General features: G+C 55.0%; 26 protein-coding genes and 2 tRNA genes. 4 read left to right on the top strand and 24 right to left on the bottom strand.

Translation table 11 applies throughout. From position 1 onward, the window contains the following. Window positions 1–27: 27 nt before the first annotated feature. The 5 genes from DPF_RS00935 to glpD form a co-directional block, all read right to left on the bottom strand. Entirely contained in the window at window positions 28–399 is a 372-nt protein-coding gene (locus DPF_RS00935) for a diacylglycerol kinase (protein WP_069856990.1), read from the bottom strand. A 49-nt stretch (window positions 400–448) separates the two neighbouring features. Beyond that, window positions 449–1,339: an HAD-IIB family hydrolase gene (locus tag DPF_RS00930; RefSeq protein ID WP_083254378.1), complete on the bottom strand. Its 891-nt coding sequence runs from the start codon at window positions 1,337–1,339 to the stop codon at window positions 449–451. Between the two features lie 225 nt (window positions 1,340–1,564). Continuing rightward, on the bottom strand, window positions 1,565–1,750 hold the full coding sequence (locus DPF_RS00925) for a hypothetical protein (RefSeq protein WP_069856989.1): 186 nt from the start codon (window positions 1,748–1,750) through the stop codon (window positions 1,565–1,567). 231 nt (window positions 1,751–1,981) lie between these two features. After that, window positions 1,982–3,088: an ABC transporter ATP-binding protein gene (locus DPF_RS00920; RefSeq protein ID WP_069856988.1), complete on the bottom strand. Its 1,107-nt coding sequence runs from the start codon at window positions 3,086–3,088 to the stop codon at window positions 1,982–1,984. Between the two features lie 108 nt (window positions 3,089–3,196). Then, entirely contained in the window at window positions 3,197–4,705 is a 1,509-nt protein-coding gene (glpD, locus tag DPF_RS00915) for a glycerol-3-phosphate dehydrogenase (protein WP_069856987.1), read from the bottom strand. 295 nt (window positions 4,706–5,000) lie between these two features. On the opposite strand from glpD, the gene ugpB reads away from it, so the two are divergent. From ugpB to DPF_RS00895, 4 genes are all read left to right on the top strand, one after another. After that, window positions 5,001–6,329 (top strand): sn-glycerol-3-phosphate ABC transporter substrate-binding protein UgpB, encoded by a 1,329-nt coding sequence (gene ugpB / locus DPF_RS00910; RefSeq protein ID WP_069856986.1) that lies wholly within the window; start codon window positions 5,001–5,003, stop codon window positions 6,327–6,329. 92 nt (window positions 6,330–6,421) lie between these two features. Further along, window positions 6,422–7,312: an ABC transporter permease subunit gene (locus DPF_RS00905; protein ID WP_069856985.1), complete on the top strand. Its 891-nt coding sequence runs from the start codon at window positions 6,422–6,424 to the stop codon at window positions 7,310–7,312. A 3-nt stretch (window positions 7,313–7,315) separates the two neighbouring features. Continuing rightward, on the top strand, window positions 7,316–8,236 hold the full coding sequence (locus DPF_RS00900) for an ABC transporter permease subunit (RefSeq protein WP_069856984.1): 921 nt from the start codon (window positions 7,316–7,318) through the stop codon (window positions 8,234–8,236). A 267-nt stretch (window positions 8,237–8,503) separates the two neighbouring features. Continuing rightward, on the top strand, window positions 8,504–8,701 hold the full coding sequence (locus DPF_RS00895) for a hypothetical protein (RefSeq protein WP_088178294.1): 198 nt from the start codon (window positions 8,504–8,506) through the stop codon (window positions 8,699–8,701). A 132-nt stretch (window positions 8,702–8,833) separates the two neighbouring features. Here DPF_RS00895 and sugE read toward each other — a convergent pair whose 3' ends face one another. The 19 genes from sugE to DPF_RS00795 form a co-directional block, all read right to left on the bottom strand. Next, window positions 8,834–9,148 (bottom strand): quaternary ammonium compound efflux SMR transporter SugE, encoded by a 315-nt coding sequence (sugE, locus tag DPF_RS00890; protein WP_069856983.1) that lies wholly within the window; start codon window positions 9,146–9,148, stop codon window positions 8,834–8,836. A gap of 286 nt (window positions 9,149–9,434) precedes the next feature. Beyond that, on the bottom strand, window positions 9,435–10,211 hold the full coding sequence (locus tag DPF_RS00885; RefSeq protein WP_069856982.1) for an HAD-IIA family hydrolase: 777 nt from the start codon (window positions 10,209–10,211) through the stop codon (window positions 9,435–9,437). Between the two features lie 5 nt (window positions 10,212–10,216). Further along, window positions 10,217–11,092, bottom strand: a complete 876-nt coding sequence (locus DPF_RS00880; protein ID WP_069856981.1) for a pyridoxamine kinase — start codon at window positions 11,090–11,092, stop codon at window positions 10,217–10,219. Window positions 11,093–11,114: 22 nt separating this feature from the next. Continuing rightward, on the bottom strand, window positions 11,115–12,023 hold the full coding sequence (locus DPF_RS00875; RefSeq protein ID WP_069856980.1) for a zinc dependent phospholipase C family protein: 909 nt from the start codon (window positions 12,021–12,023) through the stop codon (window positions 11,115–11,117). 10 nt (window positions 12,024–12,033) lie between these two features. Continuing rightward, window positions 12,034–12,918, bottom strand: coding sequence for a type I methionyl aminopeptidase (gene map, locus DPF_RS00870; RefSeq protein ID WP_069856979.1), 885 nt, complete (start codon window positions 12,916–12,918; stop codon window positions 12,034–12,036). A 311-nt stretch (window positions 12,919–13,229) separates the two neighbouring features. After that, on the bottom strand, window positions 13,230–14,000 hold the full coding sequence (gene phoU / locus DPF_RS00865) for a phosphate signaling complex protein PhoU (RefSeq protein ID WP_231702102.1): 771 nt from the start codon (window positions 13,998–14,000) through the stop codon (window positions 13,230–13,232). Then, window positions 14,000–14,761 carry a phosphate ABC transporter ATP-binding protein PstB gene (gene pstB / locus DPF_RS00860; protein ID WP_069856978.1) on the bottom strand — a complete coding sequence of 254 codons (762 nt, stop codon included), beginning with the start codon at window positions 14,759–14,761 and terminating at the stop codon, window positions 14,000–14,002. Before pstB ends, phoU begins: the two co-directional genes overlap by 1 nt. Window positions 14,762–14,886: 125 nt before the next feature. Further along, the gene (locus DPF_RS00855) at window positions 14,887–16,674 is read right to left on the bottom strand and encodes a HAMP domain-containing sensor histidine kinase (RefSeq protein WP_176724130.1); all 1,788 of its coding nucleotides are present in this window, start codon (window positions 16,672–16,674) and stop codon (window positions 14,887–14,889) included. Window positions 16,675–16,733: 59 nt separating this feature from the next. Next, entirely contained in the window at window positions 16,734–17,405 is a 672-nt protein-coding gene (locus DPF_RS00850; protein ID WP_069857124.1) for a response regulator transcription factor, read from the bottom strand. A gap of 32 nt (window positions 17,406–17,437) precedes the next feature. Continuing rightward, a complete protein-coding gene (gene pstA, locus DPF_RS00845) occupies window positions 17,438–18,298 on the bottom strand; it encodes a phosphate ABC transporter permease PstA (RefSeq protein WP_069856977.1) in 861 nt (286 codons plus the stop codon). A gap of 18 nt (window positions 18,299–18,316) precedes the next feature. Further along, window positions 18,317–19,210 (bottom strand): phosphate ABC transporter permease subunit PstC, encoded by an 894-nt coding sequence (gene pstC / locus DPF_RS00840; RefSeq protein ID WP_069857123.1) that lies wholly within the window; start codon window positions 19,208–19,210, stop codon window positions 18,317–18,319. Window positions 19,211–19,424: 214 nt separating this feature from the next. Then, window positions 19,425–20,237: a phosphate ABC transporter substrate-binding protein gene (locus DPF_RS00835; RefSeq protein ID WP_069856976.1), complete on the bottom strand. Its 813-nt coding sequence runs from the start codon at window positions 20,235–20,237 to the stop codon at window positions 19,425–19,427. A 402-nt stretch (window positions 20,238–20,639) separates the two neighbouring features. After that, window positions 20,640–20,717: transfer RNA gene (locus DPF_RS00830), tRNA-Glu, on the bottom strand. 6 nt (window positions 20,718–20,723) lie between these two features. After that, window positions 20,724–20,797 (bottom strand) — tRNA-Gln (locus tag DPF_RS00825). A 71-nt stretch (window positions 20,798–20,868) separates the two neighbouring features. Then, window positions 20,869–21,222 carry a hypothetical protein gene (locus DPF_RS00820; RefSeq protein ID WP_069856975.1) on the bottom strand — a complete coding sequence of 118 codons (354 nt, stop codon included), beginning with the start codon at window positions 21,220–21,222 and terminating at the stop codon, window positions 20,869–20,871. An 18-nt stretch (window positions 21,223–21,240) separates the two neighbouring features. Beyond that, complete coding sequence (locus DPF_RS00815) at window positions 21,241–21,750, bottom strand: DciA family protein (protein ID WP_069856974.1); 510 nt, start codon at window positions 21,748–21,750, stop codon at window positions 21,241–21,243. Between the two features lie 97 nt (window positions 21,751–21,847). After that, the gene (locus tag DPF_RS00810; protein WP_069856973.1) at window positions 21,848–22,711 is read right to left on the bottom strand and encodes a branched-chain amino acid ABC transporter permease; all 864 of its coding nucleotides are present in this window, start codon (window positions 22,709–22,711) and stop codon (window positions 21,848–21,850) included. Window positions 22,712–22,788: 77 nt separating this feature from the next. After that, a complete protein-coding gene (locus DPF_RS00805) occupies window positions 22,789–23,958 on the bottom strand; it encodes an ABC transporter substrate-binding protein (protein ID WP_088178293.1) in 1,170 nt (389 codons plus the stop codon). Window positions 23,959–24,210: 252 nt separating this feature from the next. Then, the gene (locus DPF_RS00795) at window positions 24,211–24,642 is read right to left on the bottom strand and encodes an ACT domain-containing protein (protein WP_069856971.1); all 432 of its coding nucleotides are present in this window, start codon (window positions 24,640–24,642) and stop codon (window positions 24,211–24,213) included. Between the last annotated feature and the right edge of the window lie 20 nt (window positions 24,643–24,662).

Genomic DNA, 24,662 nt, shown 5'->3' with positions numbered 1-24,662 from the left:
GGGTGTTGGCGCAGGGGGTCGCAAGGTTTAACCCATATGTTCCGTGAGGATCATGCCCCATGAAAGGCCGGCCAGAACGATGGTCAGCAGGACCGCTGCCGAACCAAGATCCTTGGCCCGTCCGGCCAGGGGATTGTGGCCCGGACTGACCAGATCGACCACTGCTTCGAGAGCGGAGTTGAGCAGTTCCACGATCATGACCAGGAGCCAGGAGCCGGCCAACAGCACTTTCTGTATCATGCCTTCACCCAGGTAGATGCCCAGGGGGATGGCGATGACGGCGACGATCAGTTCCTGCCTGAAGGCGTGCTCGTGACGAACGGCCGCAGTCAGTCCCTTCCAGGAATATCTGCAGGCCGCAACAAGGTGCAACAGGGGCTTGGTATCGGGTTTGGGCATGACATGATCCTGTGAACGGTTGAGATAATTGCACTTCCGGGTACGGGGATCAGGGGGTTGCGTCAATGTCAAAGGAACACTCCCGCAGCCATCTTGCCACGGCCTGGGCGACCCCGTTGTCGTTGTTGGAGGCGACCGTGGCAAATCTGCGGGTCAGTTCCCCGGGGGCATTGGCCACTACATAGCTGTGGGCGGCATGTTCAAGAATGGCCAGGTCATTATAGTCGTTGCCTATGGCCATGGTCGTGTCCGGTGTCAGGCCAAGGCGAGTTCCCAGCCACGAGGCCGAGCTTCCCTTGGAGACCTGACCCGGAAAGATTTCCATCCACGTGGACTGATGATCAAAGGGAGAAGTTGCCCGGATGACGCTCAAATCGGTCAGTTCGGCCCGGACGTCGTCAATCACGGATGCATCCCGCCACGGGGGGAGAATGGCCACGAATTGCGTTGCCTCGGACCATGTCTCCACGTCCCTGAGGGGACAGGCCCATTGCTTGTGCAGATTGACACGGGTTGAGAAGTCGGGATTTGTTGGGCTGTTGGTTTCAAACGCGAAAAAATGGTTTTCGGGGATGGGACGGTGCAGCATGAAATCAATGGCTGCCTGGCGGAGAATCCGGACCGTGCGCATGATTGCTTCGCGGTTTAGCACGCTTTTTTTGATGATTTCATATTCTGCCATGCGGGCGACACCGGCTCCCGTGGAAAAGATGACGTAATCCGCGGGAAAATCGGGCTCAATGACATCGCAGAAGGATCGAAGGGACCTGCCGGTGGCTATGACCCGTACAATATTGCGGGAGGCAAGGCCTTCCAGCGCGGCCCTGTCAGCGGCGGACAGGGTGTTGTCCGAACGGAGCAGGGTGCCGTCCAGGTCGGAAAAAAAGATGCCCCGGGCAGCAGCGTTGCGTGTGGGTGCGTGTGGATATTGTGATGACATGATTACGGACCATTGGTTGGGGTGTGACCCGGCAATGTACTGGCTGGAAGGCCAAAGGTCCAGTCCCGGGGTGACGGGGAAAAGAGGTGATTAAACGAAGCCCCAAGTGGACTGCATGTTGATGTGCATGCAATCTCCTTGGGGCTTGTCCCGGTGGTGGCATGATCAGCGCCCCATTGCCTGTCGGGGCAAGGAGTGCCTTCCATGGAGCGCACTGTCCGGGTATCAGCTCGGCCAGGTACCAACGGGTTGCTTTTCCAGACACATGTTTCCGTCACTGTCCTGGTAGATATTGATCCAGACATTCCAGTTTGTGGTGTCCATGTGGGGATAATCCAGCCGGTAATGGCTGCATCTGCTTTCCTTGCGCATGAGCGATGCCCGCAATTTCATCTCGGCGCTTATGATCATATGGTAACTCGGGTAACCGAAGGTTTGCGTTCAAACTCGTTTTTCCACTGCTCATAGACCGGTGCAGAGGATAACGCTTTTGGCCTGGATAATGCAAGCAGCAAGGGCCTTGGATGCATCGCAAAGAGGGGGGCAAAGAGGTCTGGAGTTCGTCGTATCGGAAAAGGATGGGTCTTGGTGGGGTCCGGACAGGGGCTGCATCAGCCGCCCCTGTCCGGTTGATCAGCGGGGTTACAGCAGGGATTGCTGGGAGGCGGCATCAAACAGATGCATGTATTTCAGGTCGAAAATAAGGGGGACCTTGTCACCCTCGGTGATGGTGGTCGTGCCCTTGGTCCTGGCCTGAAAGGCGATATCCTGGATCTTGACATGCAGGTAGGTCTCGCTGCCCAAGGGTTCCACAAAATCGACCAATGCGTCCACTTTCCAGTCGTCGGGTACGGGATCATTCTTGCCGTCGTTCACGCTCAGGTTTTCCGGCCTGATGCCCAGGATGACGTCCTTGTTCCCGTGACCGTTGGCGCGCAATGCATCAGCCTGGGCCTGTGGCAGGGGAAGGGAGAATTTGCCCCGACAGGTGAGGGTAGCGCTGTCGCTGTCCAGTGTGCATGGGACCAGATTCATGGGGGGATTGCCGATGAATCCGGCCACAAAGGTGTTGACCGGCTTGCGGAAGAGTTCCTTGGGCGTGCCCACTTGTTCGATGTGCCCGTCCCGCATGACCACGATCCTGTCGGCCAGGGTCATGGCCTCCACCTGGTCGTGGGTGACATAGACGATGGTTGATTTGACCTTTTGGTGCAGTCTTTTGATTTCTGCCCGCATCTGGGTTCTGAGCTTGGCATCCAGGTTGGAAAGCGGTTCGTCAAACAGGAATACGGAAGGTTTGCGGACAATGGCCCGGCCCATGGCCACGCGCTGACGCTGTCCTCCGGAAAGTTCATAGGGTTTCCGGTTGAGCAGGCTGGTCAGTCCGAGAATTTCTGCGGCTTCCTGGACCCGGCTCTGAATGACCTCTTTGGGATGCTTCTTGAGTTTGAGGCCAAAGGACATGTTGTCGTACACGTTCATGTGTGGATACAGGGCATAATTCTGGAAGACCATGGCCACGCGGCGGTCCTTGGGGGCCAGATCGTTGATGATGCGGTCTCCGATGCGCATGGTTCCGGCGGAAATGGTTTCCAATCCGGCGATCATGCGCAATGTGGTCGACTTGCCGCATCCCGAAGGGCCGACAAAAACGATGAATTCCTTGTCCTTGATGTGAAGGTTGATTCCATGAATCGCTTCCACCTTGCCATACATCTTGTACACGTCGGAAATGACGACTTCTGCCATTGTTCTCTCCCTGCCGGTTCCACGAGACTGATGGTCCGCGAACAATCAAAGGCGCAGCACAACAACATACGGCCCTGAAGGTTCGGGAAGGGTGTGCCGGCTTGTCAGCTATAATTTATCCAGCTCGCCCTGCAGGATATCCTTGTCAGCCTGCGAGGCCGTATACACGAGTTTGGTTCTGCGAAGGATGATATCGTTCAGGGAAACCGCCTTTTCCACTTCCTTCATGTAGGCGAGTTCGCCACGCCACAGACCGGGCAGGATCTCCTGTTCGAATCCCTTTTCCGCGAGAACGTATCTGGCTACCTCAAGCCATTGGGTACCGTACCGTTTTTCCCATGTTGCCACGGCTGTGGATGATACCTGGGCATCCTGCAGCCGCCTGGTCCAGATATGGGCCAGCCCTTCGGGAACCGTGCCGGCTCCCATGATGGGGTCCCTGTCGGTGTGGTGATTGCGGGCGCCGGCCGGAACCAGATCCCCGGCAATGCGGTCGACCACCTTTTCTCCCAGGGAGCGGTAGGTGGTCAGCTTGCCCCCGAATACCCCCAGGTAGCCGGAACCAACGGACTGGTGATCGTCCACAATGGTGTATTCCCGGGACATGGTGGTCATGTTGGATTCGCCATGGGAAACCAGGCTGCGCACTCCCGAATAGATGTGCAGGACATCATCAAGGGTCAGCTTGCTTGAGGGAAAATAGTGGTTGGTCACATTGATCAGGTAGCTGATCTCCTCATCACTGGGCGGAATGTCGTCGAATTCGTTGCCCTTGAATTCCGATTCCGTGGTTCCGATGAGGGTGAAGTTGTCCTTCCAGGGAAGAACAAAGACGATGCGGCCATCCGCAGGCATGACCAGAAAGCCGGTGTGGTCGAACATTTTCGGCACTACAAAATGGATGCCCCGCACATATTTGAGATGGGGATGCCCGGCCTGGGGAGAAAGCTCCCGGTCGAGACCGGGAACCCAGGGACCGGCCGCATTGACCAGATATTTGCATTTGACCACATGGTCGTGCCCTGTACGTTCGTCATGCAGGTCCAACTGGTAATGGGTTCCCATGGCCTTGACGTCACGGGCCGTCATGTAGTTGTGCACGTCGGCCCCATACATTTCGGCGGTCAGGGCCGTTGCCAGGCAAAGGCGGGAGTCGTCGGTCTGGGCGTCGGAGTATTGGAGCACTGCCGAGAGGTTGTCCTGGCGAAGCATGGACAGCCCCTGCATTTCCCTGGTGGACAACCGGCTTGACGGAGCAAGATTTTTGCGTCCTGCAAACAGGTCGTAAAGTTTGCATCCTGTCTGGACCATCCAGGCCGGTCGCTTGTCATCCTTGTACACCGGAATGTTGAACCGCAGGGGATGAACCAGATGAGGGGCGGTATTCAGGAGGACTCTGCGTTCCTTGAGGGCCTCGCGGACCAGTTTGAAATCACAATTTTCCAGGTAGCGGATACCACCGTGGACCAGCTTGGAGCTTTGTCCGGAAGTGGCATGACCGAAATCCTTTTTTTCCACCAGCAGGGTGGAGTATCCCCGGGAGACCGCTTCCCTGGCCACCCCGGTCCCGTTGATGCCGCCGCCGATAACGGCGACCTGATAATCGTTGCGCAGCATAAATTTCTCTTTATTTCGATATGTTGTGATATCAATGTGTTCCTGCAGGCGGAATACATTGAAGGTGAAGATAGGTTTTGTCGAACAAAAGTGACGTGAAACTCATAGTTCAACGGCACAAAAACGACAAGAATGGATATTTTTTTAAATAAAAACTTAAAAAACAGTATGTTATCATTTTTTGCTAACATGTCCTCCCATATAAAAAGTATCTTGACCAAAAAAGAGTGTCACAATAGTCTCACGCAAATTTGTGTTCAACCAATCCGATACCTTACAAACGGAGGTAGAAACGATGCGCGGGAAACGAATTGTAGCGGTCCTGTTGACCAGTCTCATGCTCCTTGTGGGAAGCAATGCCATGGCCAAAAAAATCGAGATCCAATGGTGGCATGCCATGCGCAGTGCTCGCGGAGAAGTCTGCAAGGCCTTGATCGACAAATTCAACAAGTCACAGGACAAGTACGTTGTCATTGGTACCAACAAGGGTAACTATGACGAGGTTCTCAACGCGGGCATTGCGGCCATTCGTGCGCACAAACAGCCACACATTCTCCAGAGTTTCGAAGTGGGTACCCAGACCATGATGCTTTCAGGAGCTATCTATCCGGTGTACAAGCTCATGAGTGATGCCGGGTACGATATCAACTGGAATGACTATCTTCAGGCCGTGTTATCCTATTATATGAACAAGGACGGCAAGCTGATGTCCATGCCGTTCAACTCCTCCACCCCAGTCATGTATTACAATGCGGACATGTTCAAGAAGGCGGGCATTCCCCTGCCGTCTAAATCCGACCCCATGACATGGGATGAGCTTGGCACCATCCTGAAGACCATGATCGACAAGAAGATCGCTCCCGCCGGTCTGGTTGCGGCGTGGCAGTCCTGGACCCAGATTGAAAACTATTGTGCCATCCATAACCTGCCCTTTGCCTCCAGGGCCAATGGGTATGAAGGTCTGGACTGTGTCCTGCAGTTCAATAGTCCCCAGGTTGTCGCCCACATCGCCCAGCTCAAGGACTGGATGAAGGACAAAAGATTTTTGTATGGCGGCCAGAAATATCAGGGACCCAAGGCTGAATTCATCGCCCAGAATGCAGCCGTATACATTGATTCCATCAGCGGCATTGCCAAACTGAAAAAGGCGGTCAAGGACTTCCAGTGGGACGTTGCCCCCTTGCCTGTGGAATCCTGGATGGCCAGGCCCCAGAATTCCATCATCGGCGGTGCCTCCAACTGGGTACTGGCCGGTCACTCCAAGGAAGAGTACAAAGGCGTAGCCGCCTTCCTGGCCTTTTTGGCCCAGCCGGAACAGCAGATTTTCTGGCATAAGCAGACCGGGTATTTTCCCATCACCCTGACCGCTTATGACGAACTCAAGAAGCAGGGTTACTACAAGGAACAGCCCTATCAGGAAGTGGGCATCAAACAGCTCAACCGGGCCATTCCCACCAAGAATTCTCGCGGTCTGCGGCTGGGCTATTTCGTTCAGATTCGTAACATCGTCAATGAAGAACTTGAAAAGGTATGGAACGACACTAAGACCCCCCAGCAGGCACTGGATGATGCTGTGGCCAGGGGCAACAAGGAACTTCGTGCCTTTGAAAAGATTTACAATTAGTCGTTTTTGTTGAGGAACATATAAGTCGTCATACCGCCCCGGCCATCACGGGGCGGTATGTCTTTTTTTCGTATTTTCACGACGGGTTTGCCATGATCAAGCGATCCATCTTTTCCAACAAGTATCTCCCGTATCTGTTGATCCTGCCCCAGGTTCTGGTCACGTTGACCTTTTTTTACTGGCCGGCCTTGAACGGGCTGATCAACTCCATGCTCCTGAGCGATCCTTTTGGATTGCACACCAGTTTTGTCTGGTTCGACAACTTTGTCGATCTGTTTACCGACCCCCTGTATCTCAAGTCCATCGGGATTACGGGGGTTTTTTCTGGGGCAACGGCCGTGACCTCCATTTCTTTGGGGCTGTTCATTGCCACCCTGGCCAACCGGGCATGTAAGGTTAAGGCCGTCATCAGAACCATGCTCATCTGGCCCTATGCTGTGGCTCCGGCCATTTCCGGTATCTTGTGGCTTTTTTTGCTTCATCCGTCTTACGGGGTGGTCGCTTTGATCATCAAAAAGACCTTTGGTGTGGATTGGAATCCGGTATTGCATGGTTCCGATGCCATGGTCATGGTCATCATGGCCAGTGCCTGGAAGGAAATCAGCTACAATTTCGTGTTTTTCATTGCCGGGATGCAGGCCATTCCCACTTCCCTCATCGAGGCGGCTGCCATGGACGGGGCCAGCCCTTTCAGACGGTTCTGGAATATCACCCTGCCGCTTCTTTCGCCCACCCTCTTTTTTCTGATGGTCATGAACATCATCTATTCCTTTTTCGAGACCTTCGGGGTCATCCATACCATGACCCAGGGCGGTCCGGGCGGTTCGACGAACATTCTGGTGTACAAGGTCTATCAGGACGGGTTCATCGGACTCAATCTCGGTTCGTCCTCGGCCCAGTCCGTCATTCTCATGAGTATTATCATCATCGTCACCATTCTCCAGTTCAAATATGTGGAGAAAAAAGTTCAATATACGGGATAGATCATGGTAGAAAAGACACCCATTCTCGATACGTTGACCTACGTCTTCCTCATTTTGGGCATTCTGATCGTCGGATTTCCGATCATCTATGCGCTCATCGCCGCTACCCTGCCCATCGAGGATGTTTCCCGGGTTCCCATGCCCCTTATTCCCGGTGATCAGTTCCTGGTCAACATGAAGGCCGCCTGGGTCAAGGGAGATTTGGGGACCCAGCTGACCAATTCGTTCATCATGGCTTCGGGCATTACCATAGGCAAGATCATTGTGTCCCTGTTCGGGGCCTTTTCCATTGTGTATTTCGATTACCGGTTGCGCAAGATCGCTTTTGTTTCGGTCTTCTGTACCCTGATGCTCCCGGTGGAAGTGCGCATCCTGCCGACCTACGAGATGGCGGCCAATCTGCTGGGACCGATTCAGTCCCTGGTTGACCTGTTGCATCTGGGCTGGCTGATGGACTGGTTTGCCACCCATGACATTTCGGTCACGCTGGAATTGAGTCTGCTGGACAGTTATCCCGGTTTGATCTTGCCCCTGGTGGCCTCGGCAACCTGTACCTTTCTGTTCAGGCAGTTCTTTTTGACCATTCCCGAGGAACTCTGCGAAGCCGCCAAGATGGACGGGGCCTCGGCCATGACCTTTTTTCGCAAGATCCTTCTCCCCCTGTCCAAAACCAATATCGCGGCCCTGGTGGTCATCGAGTTTGTCTACGGCTGGAACCAGTACCTCTGGCCTCTTCTCATCACCACCAATCCCAAGATGATGACCGCGGTCATCGGGTTGCAGAACATCATTCCCCAGGCTGATGACCTTCCTTTCTGGAATGTGGCCATGGCCGGCTCCCTCATTGTCATGCTTCCGCCGGTGCTTGTGGTGCTGTTCATGCAACGTTGGTTCGTCAAAGGGCTGGTCGATCCGGAAAAATAGAAGAGAGTGCGCAGTACGCAGTGCGCAGTGCACAGAAAAAACACGTCGCGCCAATGACTGGCATCTTTTCTCTGTCCTCTGACCCGTAGGGGCACGGCGCGCCGTGCCCTGTTTGCCCTCGCCTCCCAGGGCTGGGTCAAACACTATCCCCACCCATAACCCCGATTGTTAAACCCCCGATTTGGAGATTTCCACATCGGGGGTTTTGTTATATGGTCATATATCGCGCAAACCAGCGTTTATACCATCTCAACCAGGGAGGCAGCCATGGACATGGAGAAATTTTCGGAATCCATCACCATTGATGGAGAACTGTTTGATTACAACCCGGAAGATGCAACTGCCCTGATCCCCTGCGAAAACTGCGGGCATATCAATGTGGTGGAGGTCAGCAAGGTGGACGGTGACTATGTCCCCTCGTCCTTTTCCTGCGAGAACTGCGGTCACTGGAACAGCTTCGATTAAGTGGGGAGATGATGTTCCCATGAGGGACGCATGCGTTGTGTGGTAACCTCGATGTGTTGCGAGATGTTTCCATGAAAAAAGCCCTTGCCGTTTACGGCAAGGGCTTTTTTCATGACGGCGAGAGAGGGCCTTTTAGGATGCGACCTTGAGCCCGATGATACCGGCCACAATGAGCCCGATGCTGATCAGCCGACCAATATTGGCGGGTTCTCCGAACAGCATGATGCCGAGAATGACCGTTCCGATGGCTCCCACACCCACCCAGACCGTGTACGCCGTGCCTACGGGAAGTGATTTGACTGCAATGCCCAGCAGCCAGAGGCTGACCACCATTGCCAGGATGGTCCAAACGGTCGGCCACAATCTGGTAAATCCATGGGTGAACTTCAGGCCGATGGCCCAGCCGGTTTCAAACAGGCCGGCAAGGACGAGAATCGTCCAATTCATGGTGCTACTCCTTGAAGGATGATGGGGTCGTCCCCGTTCGCATGGTGAGCGATGAGGTCGTCCTCAACGCGCGAGGGCCTTGTCTTATGGCATGGCAGATCAAGGCGCAATATCACTGATATTGATGATACCCGGGGCATCAGGATCTGCAGACAGGTCGGGGGAAACAGGGCCGGATCGGCTTGATGGGTTTACCCTGTGGAGTTCATGTTGGCAGGTTGTGAGCGCATCCCTGCAAACAATCTCGGCCCTGCAGATGTGAAAAAGACCAGCCGAGAGGGGCGTATCAGATGCCTCCCAGATCCGGCAGAACCCAGGTGGGATTGTCCGAACAGGAGTCCACATCCTTTTGCGAGGATTCGCCGCTTAAAACCAGAATGCTGTCCAGTCCGGCGTTGCGGGCCAGCACCATGTCCGTGTACAGCCGATCCCCGATCATGACCATGTTGTGGGGTTCGTAGCGTTTGAGAAGGGTGTGCAGCACAACCGTGTTGGGCTTGCCAAAAATGATCTCGGGTATCCTGTTTGTGGCCGCCTCGTACAGGGCAAGAAAGCTGCCCGTGTCCGGAAGGGGGCCCTGGGGAGAAGGGCAGACCTTGTCGGGGTGCGTGGCAAGAAAGGCGATGTCCGGATTGTGCAAAAGCAGGCAGGATGTGCGCAGCTTGGCGTAGGTCAGTTCTGTATCGTAGCCCACAAGAACGGCCTGGCATTGTGCAGGATCATCCGTGAACACGCATCCGGGCAGATGTTCTGCAAGATAGGCTGTGAATTCCTGATTGCCCACGGGGTAGACCCGGGTGATGGCCTGTTCGTGCAGATGATCCACCAGGGGAATCAGGGGGGAAAGTATCTGGTTGAGGGTCGCCGGGATGCCCAGACCGTGCAGCTTGTCCAGGTAGGTATGCAGATTTTTGGAGGTGTTGTTGGTCAGAAAAAAGAAATCCTTGGAGTTCCAATGGTTCTGAATGAACCTGACCGTGCCGGCAATGGGCTGGTCCCCCAGATACACGGTTCCGTCCAGATCAAAGATGAAGCACTGCTTGGCAAGGATGGGATGAGGCATGGGGATTATTCCAGGATCTGGTAGCTTGAGGCCATGACCGGGCCGTTGAGACTGGGGAGGACCCGTTCCAGAAGAACGCCTTCACGGGCCGGAAAATCGTAGCCAAAGGTGGATCGGATGGCCAGGGAAACGAATTGGACGGCCCTGTCCAACGCGATGGGCAGGCTGTCACCCTGAAGCAGGGAACCCACGATGACGCTGGCAAAGATGTCTCCTGTGCCGGGATAATGGGCCGGAATGTAGCTGCAATCGACTTTCCAGAGGCGGTCTTCCCGTGCGTTGTAGGCCAGCACCGAGGAAACGTGTTTGCCCTGGGGAACGGGCACGCTGGTAATGATGACCTTGCCTGGGCCTTTGTCGGCCAGCCGCTTGGTCCAGACCTTGAGTTCCTCAAGGCTGATGGACGGATCATAGGGTTCCCCTAGCAGAAAGGAGGCCTCGGTGAAATTGGGCGTGATCACGTCGGCATGCTTCACCAGTTCGCGCATCTGGGCGATCATGGACGCGTCCATGGTGGAATAGGGCTTGCCGTTGTCTCCGAGCACCGGGTCGATCAGGATGAGCTGATCCTTGCAGGAAAAGTCCCCAATGAATTCCCGGACAATATCGATCTGTCTGGATGATCCCAGAAAACCACTGTACACAGCGTCGAAATGGATGCCGATCTCCTTCCAATGGTCGATAATGGACTGCATCTGGTCGGTGAGGTCCACGAACCGGTAGTTATGGAAACCGCCCGTGTGGGTGGAGAGAACGGCCGTGGGAAGGGAGCAGGGCTGTACGCCCATGCATGAAAGAATGGGAATGACCACGGAAAGGGACGTCCGCCCGAATCCGGAAAGATCGTGAATGGCGGCTGTGCGGGGAACGGGATTTTTCATCAAGGCGTTGGCAGGAAAAAGGTTAGCTGTCGTTGGCAGCCAAAAGCCAGGTCGGGCGGTTGAGTCTGCCGGGAACAAGATCCCTGAGTTTGAGGGGAATGGGGAACACGGGCAGGGATTTTCCCTGTCTTAAAGTCTTGTTGCGTTTTTTGCGCCCCACATGGGCGCTTCGCAGATTCCTGGTCCCCACGGGGTCAAGGTCGAGGACAGCGGCATTTTCGGGGTCACAGAGGAAATCGCATACCGCATTGCGGCTGAGCACAACCATCTGGTCAAGATACACCGGGTCCGTGGCTCTGGGAATGACCTGGCCCATCAACCCCAGGGAAACGTTCCAGGATTTTTGCCCCGAAGCCAGAACACTTCCTCGGAAAAGCTGTTTTTTGAGGTAAAAGGGAAAAGGTTTCTTGGCCGTGGCCGCAAGAAGGGTCTTGTCCGCTCCCTGGTGTTTGCTTTTGAAAAGCTCCTGGGCCTCGGTCGGATTCCAGGCCACATGCATGTCCGCCTGCATTTCGATGTACACATGGTTCCATTTGCCGCTGCCCGGGGTCATGGCGAGCATGTTGGGCACATAAAAATTATGCGCCACGGTATCGGCTGCCAGATGGCTCAGATAACCATAGGCATAGGCCTTGAGCTGATCGGACGGGGCAAGGTCCAAAAGTCGATTCCCCACCGACCAGTTGTGGCTGTGGGTGGAGGTTGTCCGGCACCCCTTGCCAATGAAGATGTCCGCACTCAGACAGCCGTAGAGAAAGGATCGGGGGTGCTTGGTCAGAACAGCGGCAATGGCCGGAGCAATGAGACCCAAATGGTCGAGGATATGGTTGCCAATGGCCATATGTACACCAATGCCCCAGGCGTGGGCCATGGGGGCAAAGACAAGGAGGATGAGTATCCCCAGAAAAAGGATCCGTATGGTCTGGCGCATGAAAGAGTTCCTACAGGTCAAAGGGAGTCAGGCTTTCGCAGCCGTCTTCGGTGATGACAAAGGTCTGCTCGAATTGGGCCGAAAGGGAACCATCCTTAGTAACCACTGTCCAGTGGTCGTCAAGGGTGCGTACGTGGCGGGCGCCCTGGTTGATCATGGGTTCAATGGTAAAGACCATGCCCGGAACGATTTTGACGCCATAGCCCCGCTTGCCGAAATGGGGGACCTCGGGCGGTTCGTGAAAGGCCAACCCCACACCGTGACCCACGAGTTCCCGGACAACCGAGCAACCCTGGGATTCGGCATAATGCTGGATAGCCCAGCCGATATCGCCGATATGGTTGCCGGGCTTGGCCATGGCCTTGCCGCGTTTGAGGGATTCCCGGGTAATGGCCACCAGTTGCCTGGCCTCGTCAGAAGGGGTGCCAATGCAGAAGGTCTGATTGCAGTCGGCATAGTAGCCGTTCAAAATGGTGGTGATGTCCACGTCCACAATGTCCCCGTCCTTGAGGGCGTAATCACTGGGAATCCCGTGACAAACAACATCATTGACCGAGGTGCAGACGCTTTTGGGAAAGCCGTTGTAGTTCAGGGGAGCCGGAATGCCTCCGTGCTTGACCGTGAATTCGTGAACAACCGTGTTGATCTCGTTGGTGGTCGTGCCCGGGACCAGGATATTTTTGACTTCTTCGAAGGTGGCCATGACCAGCTCCCCACAGGCACGGATTCCGGCGATATCCTTGGGGGATTTGAGCCGTATTTTGTGTTTGCGCAGGTATTGTTCGGCCAGGGATTCAACAGGAGCCGTGTTTTTTCTCATGCAGCACTGCTTGTATTTGAGGCCGCTTCCACAGGGACAGGGATCATTGCGGCCGATTTTCTTGTTTCTTGTCATGGAAACATCCTTGCAAATAAATAATAATGGGCCAAAGAGCCCGGTTTTCATGCACAATGGTTGAGAAAAGAGGGGAAACGTGCGTCGAGTCAGGGGATGGGGTGAAGGGGAAGGATCATCGTGCATCGCTGTGACGCAATGACTTTTTTGCTACGCTCACGGGACAATGTCAAATGGTTGGCCGGGAAAAACCGGACGTTTCCAGCCATGGGCCGGTCATTTGGCAAATAAAGGGGAACAGACATGCCTCCAGGCAACTTCGGATGCATGGTGTAATCGGGGGCGTTGCCTCCTGTCGGGCGGATTGCCCTTCAGGCAGAGTATTCGTCGAATCCGTCAAACCGGGTGTGGTGGCGGATGTTGATGCCCTTGAAGATGAACACCACACTTTCGGCCACATTGGTTGCCAGATCGCCGATGCGCTCCAGCCGTTTGACAATATTGATGGTGTACACGGACCGTTCAATGGCTGGAGTATCGCTGACCATGAACTTGATGATTTTCTTGATGGTGGTGTGATGCAGGGCATCCACTTCGTCATCCGTGTTCCTGACCTCAAGGGCGCCTTGGGGATCTTCGGCTGTCAGGGACCGAATCGCCAGCTCAAACATTCTGGATACTTTGTGGGCCATGAAAGTGATATCATCCTGAAAGGGCAGAGGGGGCCTGTTGCTCAGGGTCAGGGAGTGTTCGGCAATGTTGACGGCCTCGTCGGCAATGCGTTCTATTTCAATGGAGATGCGCACACACCCGAGTAAAAAACGAAGGTCCTGGGCAACGGGGCATTCTCTGGCCAAAAGTTCCAGGCAGGTCTTGTCGATCTCCACGTCCAGGGCGTTGATGGCTGCATCCTGGTCAATGACGGCCTCGGCCAGGTCCTGATTGCGATCCACATAGGCGCGGATGCTGTTGTGTACAGCCCTTTCGGTCAGGGCAACCATTTCAAGGAGTCTGACTTTCAGGGCTTCCAGTTCTTTATGCAAATGGGTTTTGGCGGTCATGGCGTACTCGTTGTTTGCAAGGGATGAAAAGGGCAGATGGGGGCCATGGAGGATGGCGTTGGGGTGTCCGGGCAGGTCCATCAGCCAAACCGTCCGGTAATGTACTCCTCGGTCTGCTTTTTTTCGGGCTTGGTGAAGATCTTGCCTGTCTTGTTCACCTCAACGAGCTTTCCCATGTAGAAAAAAGCGGTCCTGTCGGAAACGCGGGCCGCCTGCTGCATGTTGTGGGTGACGATGATAATGGTGAATCGCTGTTTGAGTTGGTGGATGAGTTCCTCGATTTTCTGAGTGGCAATGGGGTCCAGGGCTGAAGCCGGTTCATCCATGAGCAGGACCTCGGGCTCCACGGCCAGTGCCCGGGCAATGCACAAACGCTGTTGTTGCCCTCCGGAAAGGCCCAGGGCGCTTTGGTGGATGCGATCCTTGACCTCGTCAAACAGGGCGGCCAGCTTGAGGCTTTCTTCCACACGCTGGGCAATGCATTCCTTGTCCTTGATGCCGTTGACCCGCAGCCCGTAGGCAACGTTTTCGAAAATGGTCTTGGGAAAAGGGTTGGGTTTTTGAAAAACCATCCCCACCCGGCGTCTGAGGGTGACCACGTCAAGACCCGGGGCATAAATGTCCTCCCCATCAAGAGTCAGTTCACCCTCAATCCGTGTTCCGGGAATGAGGTCGTTCATCCGGTTGATGCATCGCAAAAAGGTACTTTTGCCACATCCGGAAGGCCCTATGAGGGCAGTGACTTCGTTTTGATGGAAGTCCAGGTCAATGGCGTGGAGGGCGTGAAAATCACCGTAAAAAAAATCCACATGTTTTGCCGTACATTTGACAATGGGTTGCATACTCTTGCTTTACCTTGGGGGTTGAAGGGTATGCCTGCAAGACGTGTTGTGCAGGCTTGTTGCTGATGGTTCAAGACGTGTTACTGTCATTTTCCGGGTGATTGCAGGGTGGCAGCGCAAGGGCGTCAGACCTTTTTCAGAGTGAACGAGAACCGGGAGCCGGATGATGTTTCCAACGGACTGGTGACCCAGATCCTGCCGCCATGTTGCTGGACAATGTGTTTGCAGATGGCCAGTCCCAGTCCTGTCCCGGCGATTTTGCTGTTGCGGTCTTTTTCCACCCGGTAAAATCGTTCAAAGATCCGGTCCTGTTCCTTGAGGGGAATGCCCGGTCCGTTATCTTCTATTTCAAAGAGACATTCATCCCCGCAATCCCTGATGCGTATGCAAATGGAACCCGTCATCTCGGGAGCGTATTTGACCGCGTTTTCCAGAAGATTCTTGAACACCTGTTCCAGGTGGGCCGGGTTGACCAGAACCGTGCAGTCGCCAGGGGAAAGATCTTCCTTGATGTGGATCTTCTTGGATTCCACCAGATGGGCGAGGCTTTTCTGGGCCATGGCCATGGCCGGTTTGACCTGAACCGGTTGGACCGAGATTTCATTTCCGTCGGAAGAACTTTCCAGCCGGGCCAGGTTGAGAAGATCATTCAAAATTCCGGCCATGGCATCGGTATGTTTGAGGATGATGCGCAAAAATCGGGTGGCGTTTTCATCCTGGTCCTTTTGGAGATCCATCAGGGTTTCGGTATAGCCCTTGATGGAGGTCAGGGGAGTGCGCAATTCATGGGACACATTGGCCACGAAATCCTTGCGTATCATTTCAAGGCGGTTGATTTCGGTGATGTCATGAAAAACCACGATGACCTTGGGTTCCTCCTTGCCCGTGGGAACAATGTTCACATCGTAACTTCGGTTGTCATGGGTTGTCAGTTGCAATGAAACCGTTTGAGGTGAGGAAACCTTGTTGTGCAGGACGGATTGACAGGTGGTTTCCAGTTCCGGGATGCGGATGGCCTCAATAAGACGATGTCCTTTTTTCCCGAGGATATGGGGAAAGATGGTCTCCATACTCCGATTCCATTCCAGTATGTTGCCCGCACTATCCAGGGCGACAACCCCTTCTTTCATGCCGTTGAGGATGGCCTCCAGTTCCATTTTCTGGGAGGTAATGGTTTCGATATTGGTTTGGATTTTTTGGGCCATGTGATTGATGGCCTTTAAGAGCGGGGCAAACTCTTTGCCAGGGGCTATGCGGATCCGGTTGGAGTATTTCCCCTCACCAATGGAAATGGCCATGGAGACCAGGTTGTTGATGGACCTGGTCATCTGGTTGGCAAGAAGGGTTGTCAAAAGCGCAAAGATGCCCAGGGTCAGAGCCAGGAGGCCCCAAAAGCTCCTGGTCATATGGTCGAGAATTTCCTGTACATGGGAATAGGGCAGGGCAATGCGGACCATGCCCGAGCCCATACCCGGCAGGGTGAGTTGCCGGGCAATGTAGATGAGGTCACGTTCCTGGGTGGCGCTGAAACGGACGCTCACGCCCATGGGTTGGACCTGGGCCTGGGCGATTTCCGGGCGTGAGGCGTGATTGTCCAGATGGTGAACCTGGTCCAGGGGTACATCGGAATCAGCCACGACGTTTCCATTGATATCCACCACGGTGATGCGTACCCCGAGGTGTTTTTTAAGGGTTGCAAGTCGCTGGTCCAGAGCGTGTTCCGTATAGGGTCTGTCATGTGATGCCAGAAGCCAGGCAACCGTGTTCAATTGGGCCTTTGCTGTGGTCAGGGCATCATCTCTGATGGTTGCAACCATTTTGTGCCGGTAGATGAGGGAGGGTACGATGAGCGCACAAATGAGGATGACCACAAAGGCGAGAAGCATTTTGGCGCGAAAGGAAAGATTTTGCATGATATAAGGTACCTGACAGACCGGGTCATGGGTGGATGAGAAGGCCATGGCGTGTGCTGCTATTGCATCCGATAGCCAATGCCGCGAACCGTTTCCAGAAGGGGAGCACACGGCCCCATTTTTTTGCGCAACCGGCGTATGTGGGTGTCCACAGTGCGCGCATATCCCTCGAATTCATATCCCCATACCTTGGACAGGAGATACTCCCTGGTGAGCGGTCGGCCCTGGTTGAGGATGAGTTCCTTGATCAGTTTGAATTCCGTGGCCGTGAGTTCCTGTTTCTCGCCATGTATCCTGAACTCGTAGGTCTCGAAGTTGATGTACACCCCCTTGTTCTTCCATTGGGAAACCATCTTCTGGGCCGGCTTGACCCGTCTGAGGATGGCCTTGATGCGCAGAACCAGTTCCTTGGGGCTGAAGGGTTTGGTCACGTAATCATCGGCTCCCAGTTCAAGTCCGGTGATGGTATCACTTTCTTCCCCCTTGGCCGTGAGCATGATGATGGGGATGTGCTTGAGTCCGGGGCTTTCCCGGATTTTTTTGCAGACCTCAAAGCCGTTGAGTTTGGGGAGCATCAGATCAAGAAGGATCAGGTCCGGAATATCCCTGCGGATTTTTTCCAGTGCCTCATACCCGTCCACGGCCTTGATGGTTTCAAATCCGGAGTGTTCCAGATTGAATGCCAAAAGGTTCAAAATATCGGGTTCGTCTTCCACGATGAGTATGCGCATGACAAATGATTTGGGTTGAGGGTGCATTGCGGTTATCTGGCTTTTTTCTGCATGTTCGCCCTGTACCAGATGGCCACGAGGTTCATGCCAAAGACCAGCAGGATGAGCACGAGAGATGTACCGTACTGCAGGGGTCTGGTCTTGTCGATGGCCGTGCCCGCCGTGGCCAGGACGTAAATGTGATAGGGCAGGGCCATGACATCGTGAAAGATGGATGTGGGCATCTTGGGCGAAAAATAAACAGCTGCCGTGAACATGATGGCGGCTGTTTCCCCGGCAGCCCGGCTGAGTCCCAGGATCGAACCCGTGAGCATTCCCGGAAGGGCGGCCGGCAGAACCACCTGGGCAATGGTCTGCCATTTGGTGGCTCCCAGTCCCAGGGAGGCTTCCCGATAGGTCTGGGGTACCGAGCGCAAGGCCTCTTCGGCCGTGCCGATGATCACCGGGAGAACCAGGAAACCAAGGGTCAGAATCCCCGAAAGGATGCTCACGCCAAGACCCATCCAGGTGACAAAAAAGGCCAGACCGAACAGGCCGAAGATCACCGAGGGAACACCAGCCAGATTGTTGATGGCAAAGCGGATGAACCGAAGCAGTTTGCCGGGACGGGCGTATTCGTGAAGATAAATGGCTGAGCAGACCCCCAGGGGGAAGGCAATGGCCATGGCTCCGAAGCTGAGGATGATTGTCCCCACAATACAGGGCATGATCCCGCCTTGGGTCATGGAATCAAAGGGCTTTTGGGTCAGAAAATCCCAGGTGATGACCTGGGCTCCGTTGATGATCAGAAAATAGACGATAATGGCCAGGGCCAGTCCATTGATGCCCACGGAAAGACGGAGCAGGGAGAAGACTCCCGACTGCATTATCCTGCGTTTGGTGGAATACTTCATGATGCCTTGTACACCTTTTTAGAGGGTTGCCGCACCGGTTTGCTTGTGTTTGTGAGCAATGTGTTCGGCGATCATGTTGAAGATCAGGGTCACCAGGAACAAGACCATGCCCGTGGCAAACAGGGCGTAATAATGGTCGCTTTGAAACGGGGCTTCGGCCATTTCCGCGGCAATGGACGCGGGCATGGGCCGGACCGGATCAAAGATGGAGACGGGGATAAGGGCTGCTCCTCCTGCAACCATCAGCACCACCATGGTTTCGCCGATGGCTCTGGACATGCCCAGGATCACGGCCGTGCTGATGCCCGAAAGGGAGGCCGGCAGGATCACCTTGGCTATGGTCTGCCAATGGGTGGCTCCCAGTCCCAGGGAGGCCTCCTTGAGTTCGCCGGGCACCGAGTAGATGGCATCCTCGGACACGGTGCAGATGGTCGGAATGGACATGAAGGCGAGCATGAGTGATGCGTTGAACAGGTTCAGACCCGTGTCCAGATCCAGGTAGTTTTGCAAAAAGGGCGCGACAATGACCATGCCGAAGAAACCGATGACCACCGACGGCAACGCCGCCAGAAGTTCCACAATGGGCTTGAGGATGTTGCGCATGCGCCTGGAGCAGATTTCCGCCAGATAGATGGCGGTCATGACGCCAAGGGGAATGGCCATGAGTGAGGACACAACGGTCACGCTCAGGGAGGCGACAATGAGCGGCAGGATGCCGAAATCAGGCGGATCCGCAGTGGGATACCAGTCGCTCCCCAACAGGAAGTCCGTTATTGGGACCGTTTTGAAAAGGGGCAGCCCTTCCATGACCAGGAAGACCATGATCAGGGTTAGGACCAGGATGGAGATGCATGCGGTAAACAGAAAAAACGTTTTGATGCACGTCTCGCGAAAGGTTCTGGGTGTTTGCATGACACCTCGATACGTTTTGGATGGCTGAAGAAGGGGTGAACACTCCCCTGTGGCCTGCCGGATAGTGCCCATTGCCATGGCAGCCATGTGCTACCTGCCGGTTTGACCTCTTTACCTTGATCCCGAAACAGGAAAACCTGGGTGCGGCATCAGCACAAAAACGTGAAGACCGGGCAGGCTCCATGGCCCGCCCGGGCATTCATGGCTGCAACATCTAGTACAGGGGGACAAAACCGGCGGATTTGACCAGGGGCTGACCGGTTTTGGGATTGAGCACAAAGTTGATGAATTTGGCCGTGTCACCCTTGGGCCATCCCTGGGTGAACATGAACAGGGCGCGGGAGATGGGGTAGGTGCCGCTCAAGGTGGAAGAGGGGGTTCCCTGAATCCCATTGACGGTCAATCCCTTGATTTCGCTGTTCAGGTAGCCAAAACCCACATACCCGATGGCCCGTTTGTTTTTGGCAACAGTCTGGGCCACAGCTCCATTGGAGGCCTGAAGCTGGGCGCGTTTGGAAACCCGCTCCTTGTTCATGACCTTTTTCTCCCAGACTTCATAGGTGCCTGAAGATGTGTCGCGGGAGATGACCACGATATTCTGATCGGGACCGCCTACTTGCTTCCAGTTGGTGATGTCCCCCTTGTAGATGGATTTGAGCTGATCCAGGGTCAGGTTGGTCACGGGATTGGAAGGGTGCACAACAGGAACGATGCAGTCGTAACCAACGGCAAAGGGCACGGGATAGCGACCGTTTTCCACGGCCCGCTTGACTTCCTTGTTTTTGATGAAGCGGGAGGCATCGGCAATGTCTGTGGTCCCGTCGATAAGGGCCTTGATGCCGTTGCCGGAACCACCCCCGGAAATGGACACGGCAATGTCCGGATTGATCTTCATGAACGCTTCGGCGCATTTTTGGGCAATGGGCAGAACCGTGGTTGAACCCTTGATCTGAACGGACCCGGCCCAGGCGGGCAGGGCGACAAAAAGGCAGAGAGCAGCAACAAGAGCTTTGAAACGTGATTTCATGAGTAACCTCCGAAAGGTTGGATGAGATGTCCACGTGCTTGATGGACCTTATCTAGGTGAAGAGTGTTACGGATATGTGACAAGCCGGGTAATCTTTTGTGACAAAATCATGTTGCGGCCCGGGACAAGGGGGCGTGGAGCACGGGGAAAGGGGGATCAGGGTGTCGGCAGGAGAATACGTATTTGTGGTGATCCTGTTGAACATCTCTCCTGGCAGGGGGAAACCGCGGCAATGGCCATGTTGAGGAAAGGGGAGAGGTTGGGGCCCGGGTTGTTCGGGGATGATGTGGCTGGTGACTGCTGTTCCTGCACGGCACGCATGGACAAAGAAGTGGATGTAGCCAGGTCCATTGACGCAAAAAAGCCCCGTTCATCAAAAGATGAACGGGGCTTGGTGCCGTTTGGCGTCCCCAAGGGGATTTGAACCCCTGTACCCAGAATGAAAATCTGGTGTCCTGGACCGGGCTAGACGATGGGGACAGCCTGTGGCTGGGCGACAAGGATTCGAACCTTGATTGACGGAGTCAGAGTCCGCTGTCCTGCCGTTGAACGATCGCCCAGCAAGAGAGAGCCCTATTTAGGGAAACAGTATGCTGCTGTCAACAGGTTTTTTTCATTGAGGGCAAATTTTTTAGACAGCAGCCAGACGGCGGGTTTTTTTCTTCAGCTCGTGGATCTGTTTGCGCAGCTTTTCCCGTTCCGTGCGCTGGCTTTTGGGAATCTGGTTCTTTCTGGTCTTGAGTTGGGCAATGGTTTTTTTGAGAGATCTTATTTGCGGAGCATACGGAGAAGCTCCCCCCTCTTCCTCGACAATGCCCAGGGCCTGTTTGATTTCTGCCAGCAGCTCTTCCTTTTGTTTGCCCGAGGCACCAACAATCTGGGGAAAGCTGGAAATGGCCAGTTCCTTGAGTTCCTTGACCGTCATCTTGTCCAGAGGCTTTTTGAGTCCGGACAGTACTGCTTCGGGATTGAATGTGTCACTCATGTAAAGATCCTCCTTATCTTATGATGGGGTTGGCTTGTTGGTGGTTGAGTCAGGGGCAGACTCAGACTTGGACTGGTCCTGAAAATGTCTGACATAGGCTTTGTAGGCCCTGGCAACGGGTGATCCGTCGTCAGGAAGGGCCCCTGGCTGACCCAGATTTTCGGGTTTGTCTGGATGGGGGTAGGAACCTGATTCGGTCAGCAATTTTTTGTTTAACGGGGTTCGTCCCCTGAGCAATTCTATGTGAATGTGCTTGAAAACCTCTCGGCCCAGAAAACCATTGACCCGTTCCAGTATCTGGTCGGAAAAATAGGTGAATTCATGGATGACAATGGCATCCTCGGCCCCCAGGAGCAGGGTGTCCCTGGTGTGTCCCAATGGACAGATCAGATCGGTGATGTCCGGACCCAAAAGGGTGTCCCATTGCTCCCAGAGGCGGGCCAGGGAAAGGTTGTCCGAACCGTTTTGATCCTTGAAGAAACGGCTGAGAGCTGATGCAATGGGAGTCGAATATCGCTTGGGGTGCATGAATTACCCATTCATCCTGGAAGTCCGACATGGGGAGTGAACCAACACGAAACCCTGCACATAAAGATCTCCCGTTCAAAGGGCAAGACCGGCAGGTTCATTTTTTTCGACGGCCCAGGATACCGGAGGGGCGGACAAGCAAAATGACGATGAGGATGCCAAAGGCAAAGGCGTCCTTGAATCCCGAGGCAACATAGGCTGCCCCCAGGTTTTCCGCCAGACCAAGGAGCAGGCCGCCCAGGATGGCTCCGGGAATGGACCCGGCACCGCCCAGAACGGCCGCGCAGAATCCTTTCAGTCCGGGAAGCACGCCCATGTAGGGATAGGTGGCGTTGTAATAGGCGGCCATCATCATGCCGGCGGCCCCGCTCATGAGGGCGCTGGCAAAAAAGGCCATGCCGATGCAGGCATCCGGCTTGATCCCCACGATTCTGGCCGCTTCCGGTGACAGGGCCACGGCCTGCAGGGCCTTGCCGTTTCTGGAGAAGTGCACAAACCAGATGAGTCCCATCATGACCACAAGGGCGCTTCCCATGAGCATGATCTGGATAAGGGAGATGCGCACAGGCCCCAGGCTCAGATGGGCAGGCGGAAGTTCCAGGGCAAAGGGTTTGGTTTCCGGACCGAAACAGAGCAGGGCCAGGGATTGGAGCATGATGGACAGGCCAATGGCCGCGAGCATGGGAATGAGCGGGTGTCGGTTGCGCAAGGGGCGGAACACGAACCGATCCATGGACACGCCCACGATCCCGGTCAGGAGCAGGCCGAAGAGTACGGCCACGGGAAAGGGCAGCCCGAGCCAGGCCATGCCGGCCCACAGGCCAAAGGCTCCGGCCATGTACAATTCTCCCTGGGCCAGGTTGATCAGACCGAGCACCCCGTAGATGAGGGTGTAGCCAAGGGCCACCAATGCATAGGCCGAACCGGAGACAAGACCGTTGACGATTTGTTGGGTGAGCATGGTTTTTTCAAGGCATCGGGACGCAGAATATGCAATCCGGGATGATTCCTGCAGGTCCTGCGTCCTTCAGTCGTGTTTCATATCCTTTGGTAGGTTCCTTGTTTGACCTGGAAGAGATAGACATCTCCCTTCTGGACATCGCCGTTGGCATCAAAGGACAGGGAGCCGGTCACGCCCGGAAAGGCGTTTACGGTTGCCAGGTGGTTTCTGATGGCTTCCCCGGTAAAGGCTCCCCGGGAAAAGGCATCTGCCAGGAGCTGGACTGCGTCATACGTCAGCGAGGCGAACATGATGTTGTTGGAAGCCTGGGGATTTTCGGCCAGGATCTTCCTGTAGGCGGCAACGAATTTCTTGTTGGTTGCCGAGGGGTTGGCTTCGTCGTATTCGCTGGCGTTCAGATGGCCTTCGGCCGCCTTGCCCGCAAGTTCGATGTACAGGGGGGCCATGTCCCCGAATACACCCACACTGAGACCCGTAAGACCCATCTGCCTGGCCTGGCTCATGAGGGGGGCTGTTTCCTGGAGATAGCCGGGGAAAAAGAGGAGATCGGGATTTTTGCCTGCAATATTTGTCAGCTGGGCCTGAAAATCCTTGTCCCCGCGCTGAAAGGCCTCCACGCCCACCGGGATGATGCCCAGTTCCCCAAGATAGCTGGTGAACAGGTTCTTGCAGCCTTTGCCATAGGGATCATTGCTGTACACGATGGCCGCGCTGGGATTGCTTTTGCCGCTCAGGGCCACGGCTTTGGCAACCAGCGCCTTTGCCTGGGTATGAATGGGGGTACACAGGCGAAAGACATAGGGGCCAGCCTGGGAAATCTTGGGCGAAGTCCCCGACGGAGTGATCATAACCACCTTGTTGCGGTTGCACAGGGGGGCCGAAGCCAGGACGTTGCCGCTCATCATGGGACCGATAATGGCCTGGACCTTGTCCACGGAAATGAGTTTTTGCACGGCATTGACGGCTGTGGTCGAGTCGTCCTTGCTGTCATAAAAGATGATTTCCAGTTGCTTGCCGTTGATCCCGCCGGCCGCGTTGATCTGGTTCACGGCGATTTCCATGCCGTGTCGGGCGGGCAGGCCGTCCGAGGCCCCGCGTGAAAGACGCAGTACCGCCCCGATTTTAATGGTTGCCTCACTGGAGGAGGTATCTTGTGTGCTGGAGGCGGATTCCTGGTCGCTGGTTCCGCAGGCCGTGGTTGCGACAAGAACAAGACAGAGACAAAAAAGGCGTAACATGTGGCTCATGAAAATCTCCTGAAGGTGTGTACGGGAATCACCGTAATGCTGGGCGCAAAGAGGTTTGCATGGGCGGTGGGCAAGGACGCGAAAGTCACGAAGAAGGGCAACTCAAGGTCTTCGAAGACGGATCAAGGAAATACATGGGTGCCTGGCCGTGGCCCTGAAGTGGCTTGGGTGTCCGCGTGAAATTTCCGGAAAACAGGCTGTTCCGGCAGGCTGCAGTACCTTTGTCTGGGCTACCGCAGCCTGCCCCGTGTATCAGATGTTGTAGACTTCTTCGCCCGACAGGATCCGGACGCCGTTGTCCTGAAGAATCTCGATGGCCTGATCCGTGCGATCAAAGCGGAAGATGAGCACGGCGTTCTTGCCGCTTTGCTGCACAAAGGCGTACATGTATTCCACATTGACCCCCTGTTGGCCCAGGATGTTCAGGATGTGGTGCAGTCCACCCGGTTTGTCTTCCATTTCTGCAGCCACCACATTGGTCCGGCCTACGGTAAAGCCGTTTTCCTTGAGAACCTGCTTGGCCTTTTCGTGATTGGTGACAATGAGCCTGAGGATGCCGAAATCCGACGTGTCGGCCAGGGACAGGGCCCTGATGTTGATGCCGGAATCGGCCAGAACCCGGGTGACCTCGCTCAGTCTTCCGGCTCTGTTTTCCAGGAATACGGATATTTGTTCGACTTTCATGACTATTCCCTCGTAGGTTG

Source organism: Desulfoplanes formicivorans, from assembly GCF_001748225.1.
GTDB lineage: Bacteria > Desulfobacterota > Desulfovibrionia > Desulfovibrionales > Desulfomicrobiaceae > Desulfoplanes > Desulfoplanes formicivorans.
This window is presented reverse-complemented; position numbering and strand designations above follow the sequence as displayed.

Coding starts and splice junctions, on each gene's coding strand:
- DPF_RS00935 (WP_069856990.1), bottom strand. CDS start 399: ATGCCCAAACCCGATACCAAGCCCCTGTTGCACCTTGTTGCGGCCTGC.
- DPF_RS00930 (WP_083254378.1), bottom strand. CDS start 1,339: ATGTCATCACAATATCCACACGCACCCACACGCAACGCTGCTGCCCGG.
- DPF_RS00925 (WP_069856989.1), bottom strand. CDS start 1,750: ATGATCATAAGCGCCGAGATGAAATTGCGGGCATCGCTCATGCGCAAG.
- DPF_RS00920 (WP_069856988.1), bottom strand. CDS start 3,088: ATGGCAGAAGTCGTCATTTCCGACGTGTACAAGATGTATGGCAAGGTG.
- glpD (WP_069856987.1), bottom strand. CDS start 4,705: ATGCTGCGCAACGATTATCAGGTCGCCGTTATCGGCGGCGGCATCAAC.
- ugpB (WP_069856986.1), top strand. CDS start 5,001: ATGCGCGGGAAACGAATTGTAGCGGTCCTGTTGACCAGTCTCATGCTC.
- DPF_RS00905 (WP_069856985.1), top strand. CDS start 6,422: ATGATCAAGCGATCCATCTTTTCCAACAAGTATCTCCCGTATCTGTTG.
- DPF_RS00900 (WP_069856984.1), top strand. CDS start 7,316: ATGGTAGAAAAGACACCCATTCTCGATACGTTGACCTACGTCTTCCTC.
- DPF_RS00895 (WP_088178294.1), top strand. CDS start 8,504: ATGGACATGGAGAAATTTTCGGAATCCATCACCATTGATGGAGAACTG.
- sugE (WP_069856983.1), bottom strand. CDS start 9,148: ATGAATTGGACGATTCTCGTCCTTGCCGGCCTGTTTGAAACCGGCTGG.
- DPF_RS00885 (WP_069856982.1), bottom strand. CDS start 10,211: ATGCCTCATCCCATCCTTGCCAAGCAGTGCTTCATCTTTGATCTGGAC.
- DPF_RS00880 (WP_069856981.1), bottom strand. CDS start 11,092: ATGAAAAATCCCGTTCCCCGCACAGCCGCCATTCACGATCTTTCCGGA.
- DPF_RS00875 (WP_069856980.1), bottom strand. CDS start 12,023: ATGCGCCAGACCATACGGATCCTTTTTCTGGGGATACTCATCCTCCTT.
- map (WP_069856979.1), bottom strand. CDS start 12,918: ATGACAAGAAACAAGAAAATCGGCCGCAATGATCCCTGTCCCTGTGGA.
- phoU (WP_231702102.1), bottom strand. CDS start 14,000: ATGGACCTGCCCGGACACCCCAACGCCATCCTCCATGGCCCCCATCTG.
- pstB (WP_069856978.1), bottom strand. CDS start 14,761: ATGCAACCCATTGTCAAATGTACGGCAAAACATGTGGATTTTTTTTAC.
- DPF_RS00855 (WP_176724130.1), bottom strand. CDS start 16,674: ATGCAAAATCTTTCCTTTCGCGCCAAAATGCTTCTCGCCTTTGTGGTC.
- DPF_RS00850 (WP_069857124.1), bottom strand. CDS start 17,405: ATGCGCATACTCATCGTGGAAGACGAACCCGATATTTTGAACCTTTTG.
- pstA (WP_069856977.1), bottom strand. CDS start 18,298: ATGAAGTATTCCACCAAACGCAGGATAATGCAGTCGGGAGTCTTCTCC.
- pstC (WP_069857123.1), bottom strand. CDS start 19,210: ATGCAAACACCCAGAACCTTTCGCGAGACGTGCATCAAAACGTTTTTT.
- DPF_RS00835 (WP_069856976.1), bottom strand. CDS start 20,237: ATGAAATCACGTTTCAAAGCTCTTGTTGCTGCTCTCTGCCTTTTTGTC.
- DPF_RS00820 (WP_069856975.1), bottom strand. CDS start 21,222: ATGAGTGACACATTCAATCCCGAAGCAGTACTGTCCGGACTCAAAAAG.
- DPF_RS00815 (WP_069856974.1), bottom strand. CDS start 21,750: ATGCACCCCAAGCGATATTCGACTCCCATTGCATCAGCTCTCAGCCGT.
- DPF_RS00810 (WP_069856973.1), bottom strand. CDS start 22,711: ATGCTCACCCAACAAATCGTCAACGGTCTTGTCTCCGGTTCGGCCTAT.
- DPF_RS00805 (WP_088178293.1), bottom strand. CDS start 23,958: ATGAGCCACATGTTACGCCTTTTTTGTCTCTGTCTTGTTCTTGTCGCA.
- DPF_RS00795 (WP_069856971.1), bottom strand. CDS start 24,642: ATGAAAGTCGAACAAATATCCGTATTCCTGGAAAACAGAGCCGGAAGA.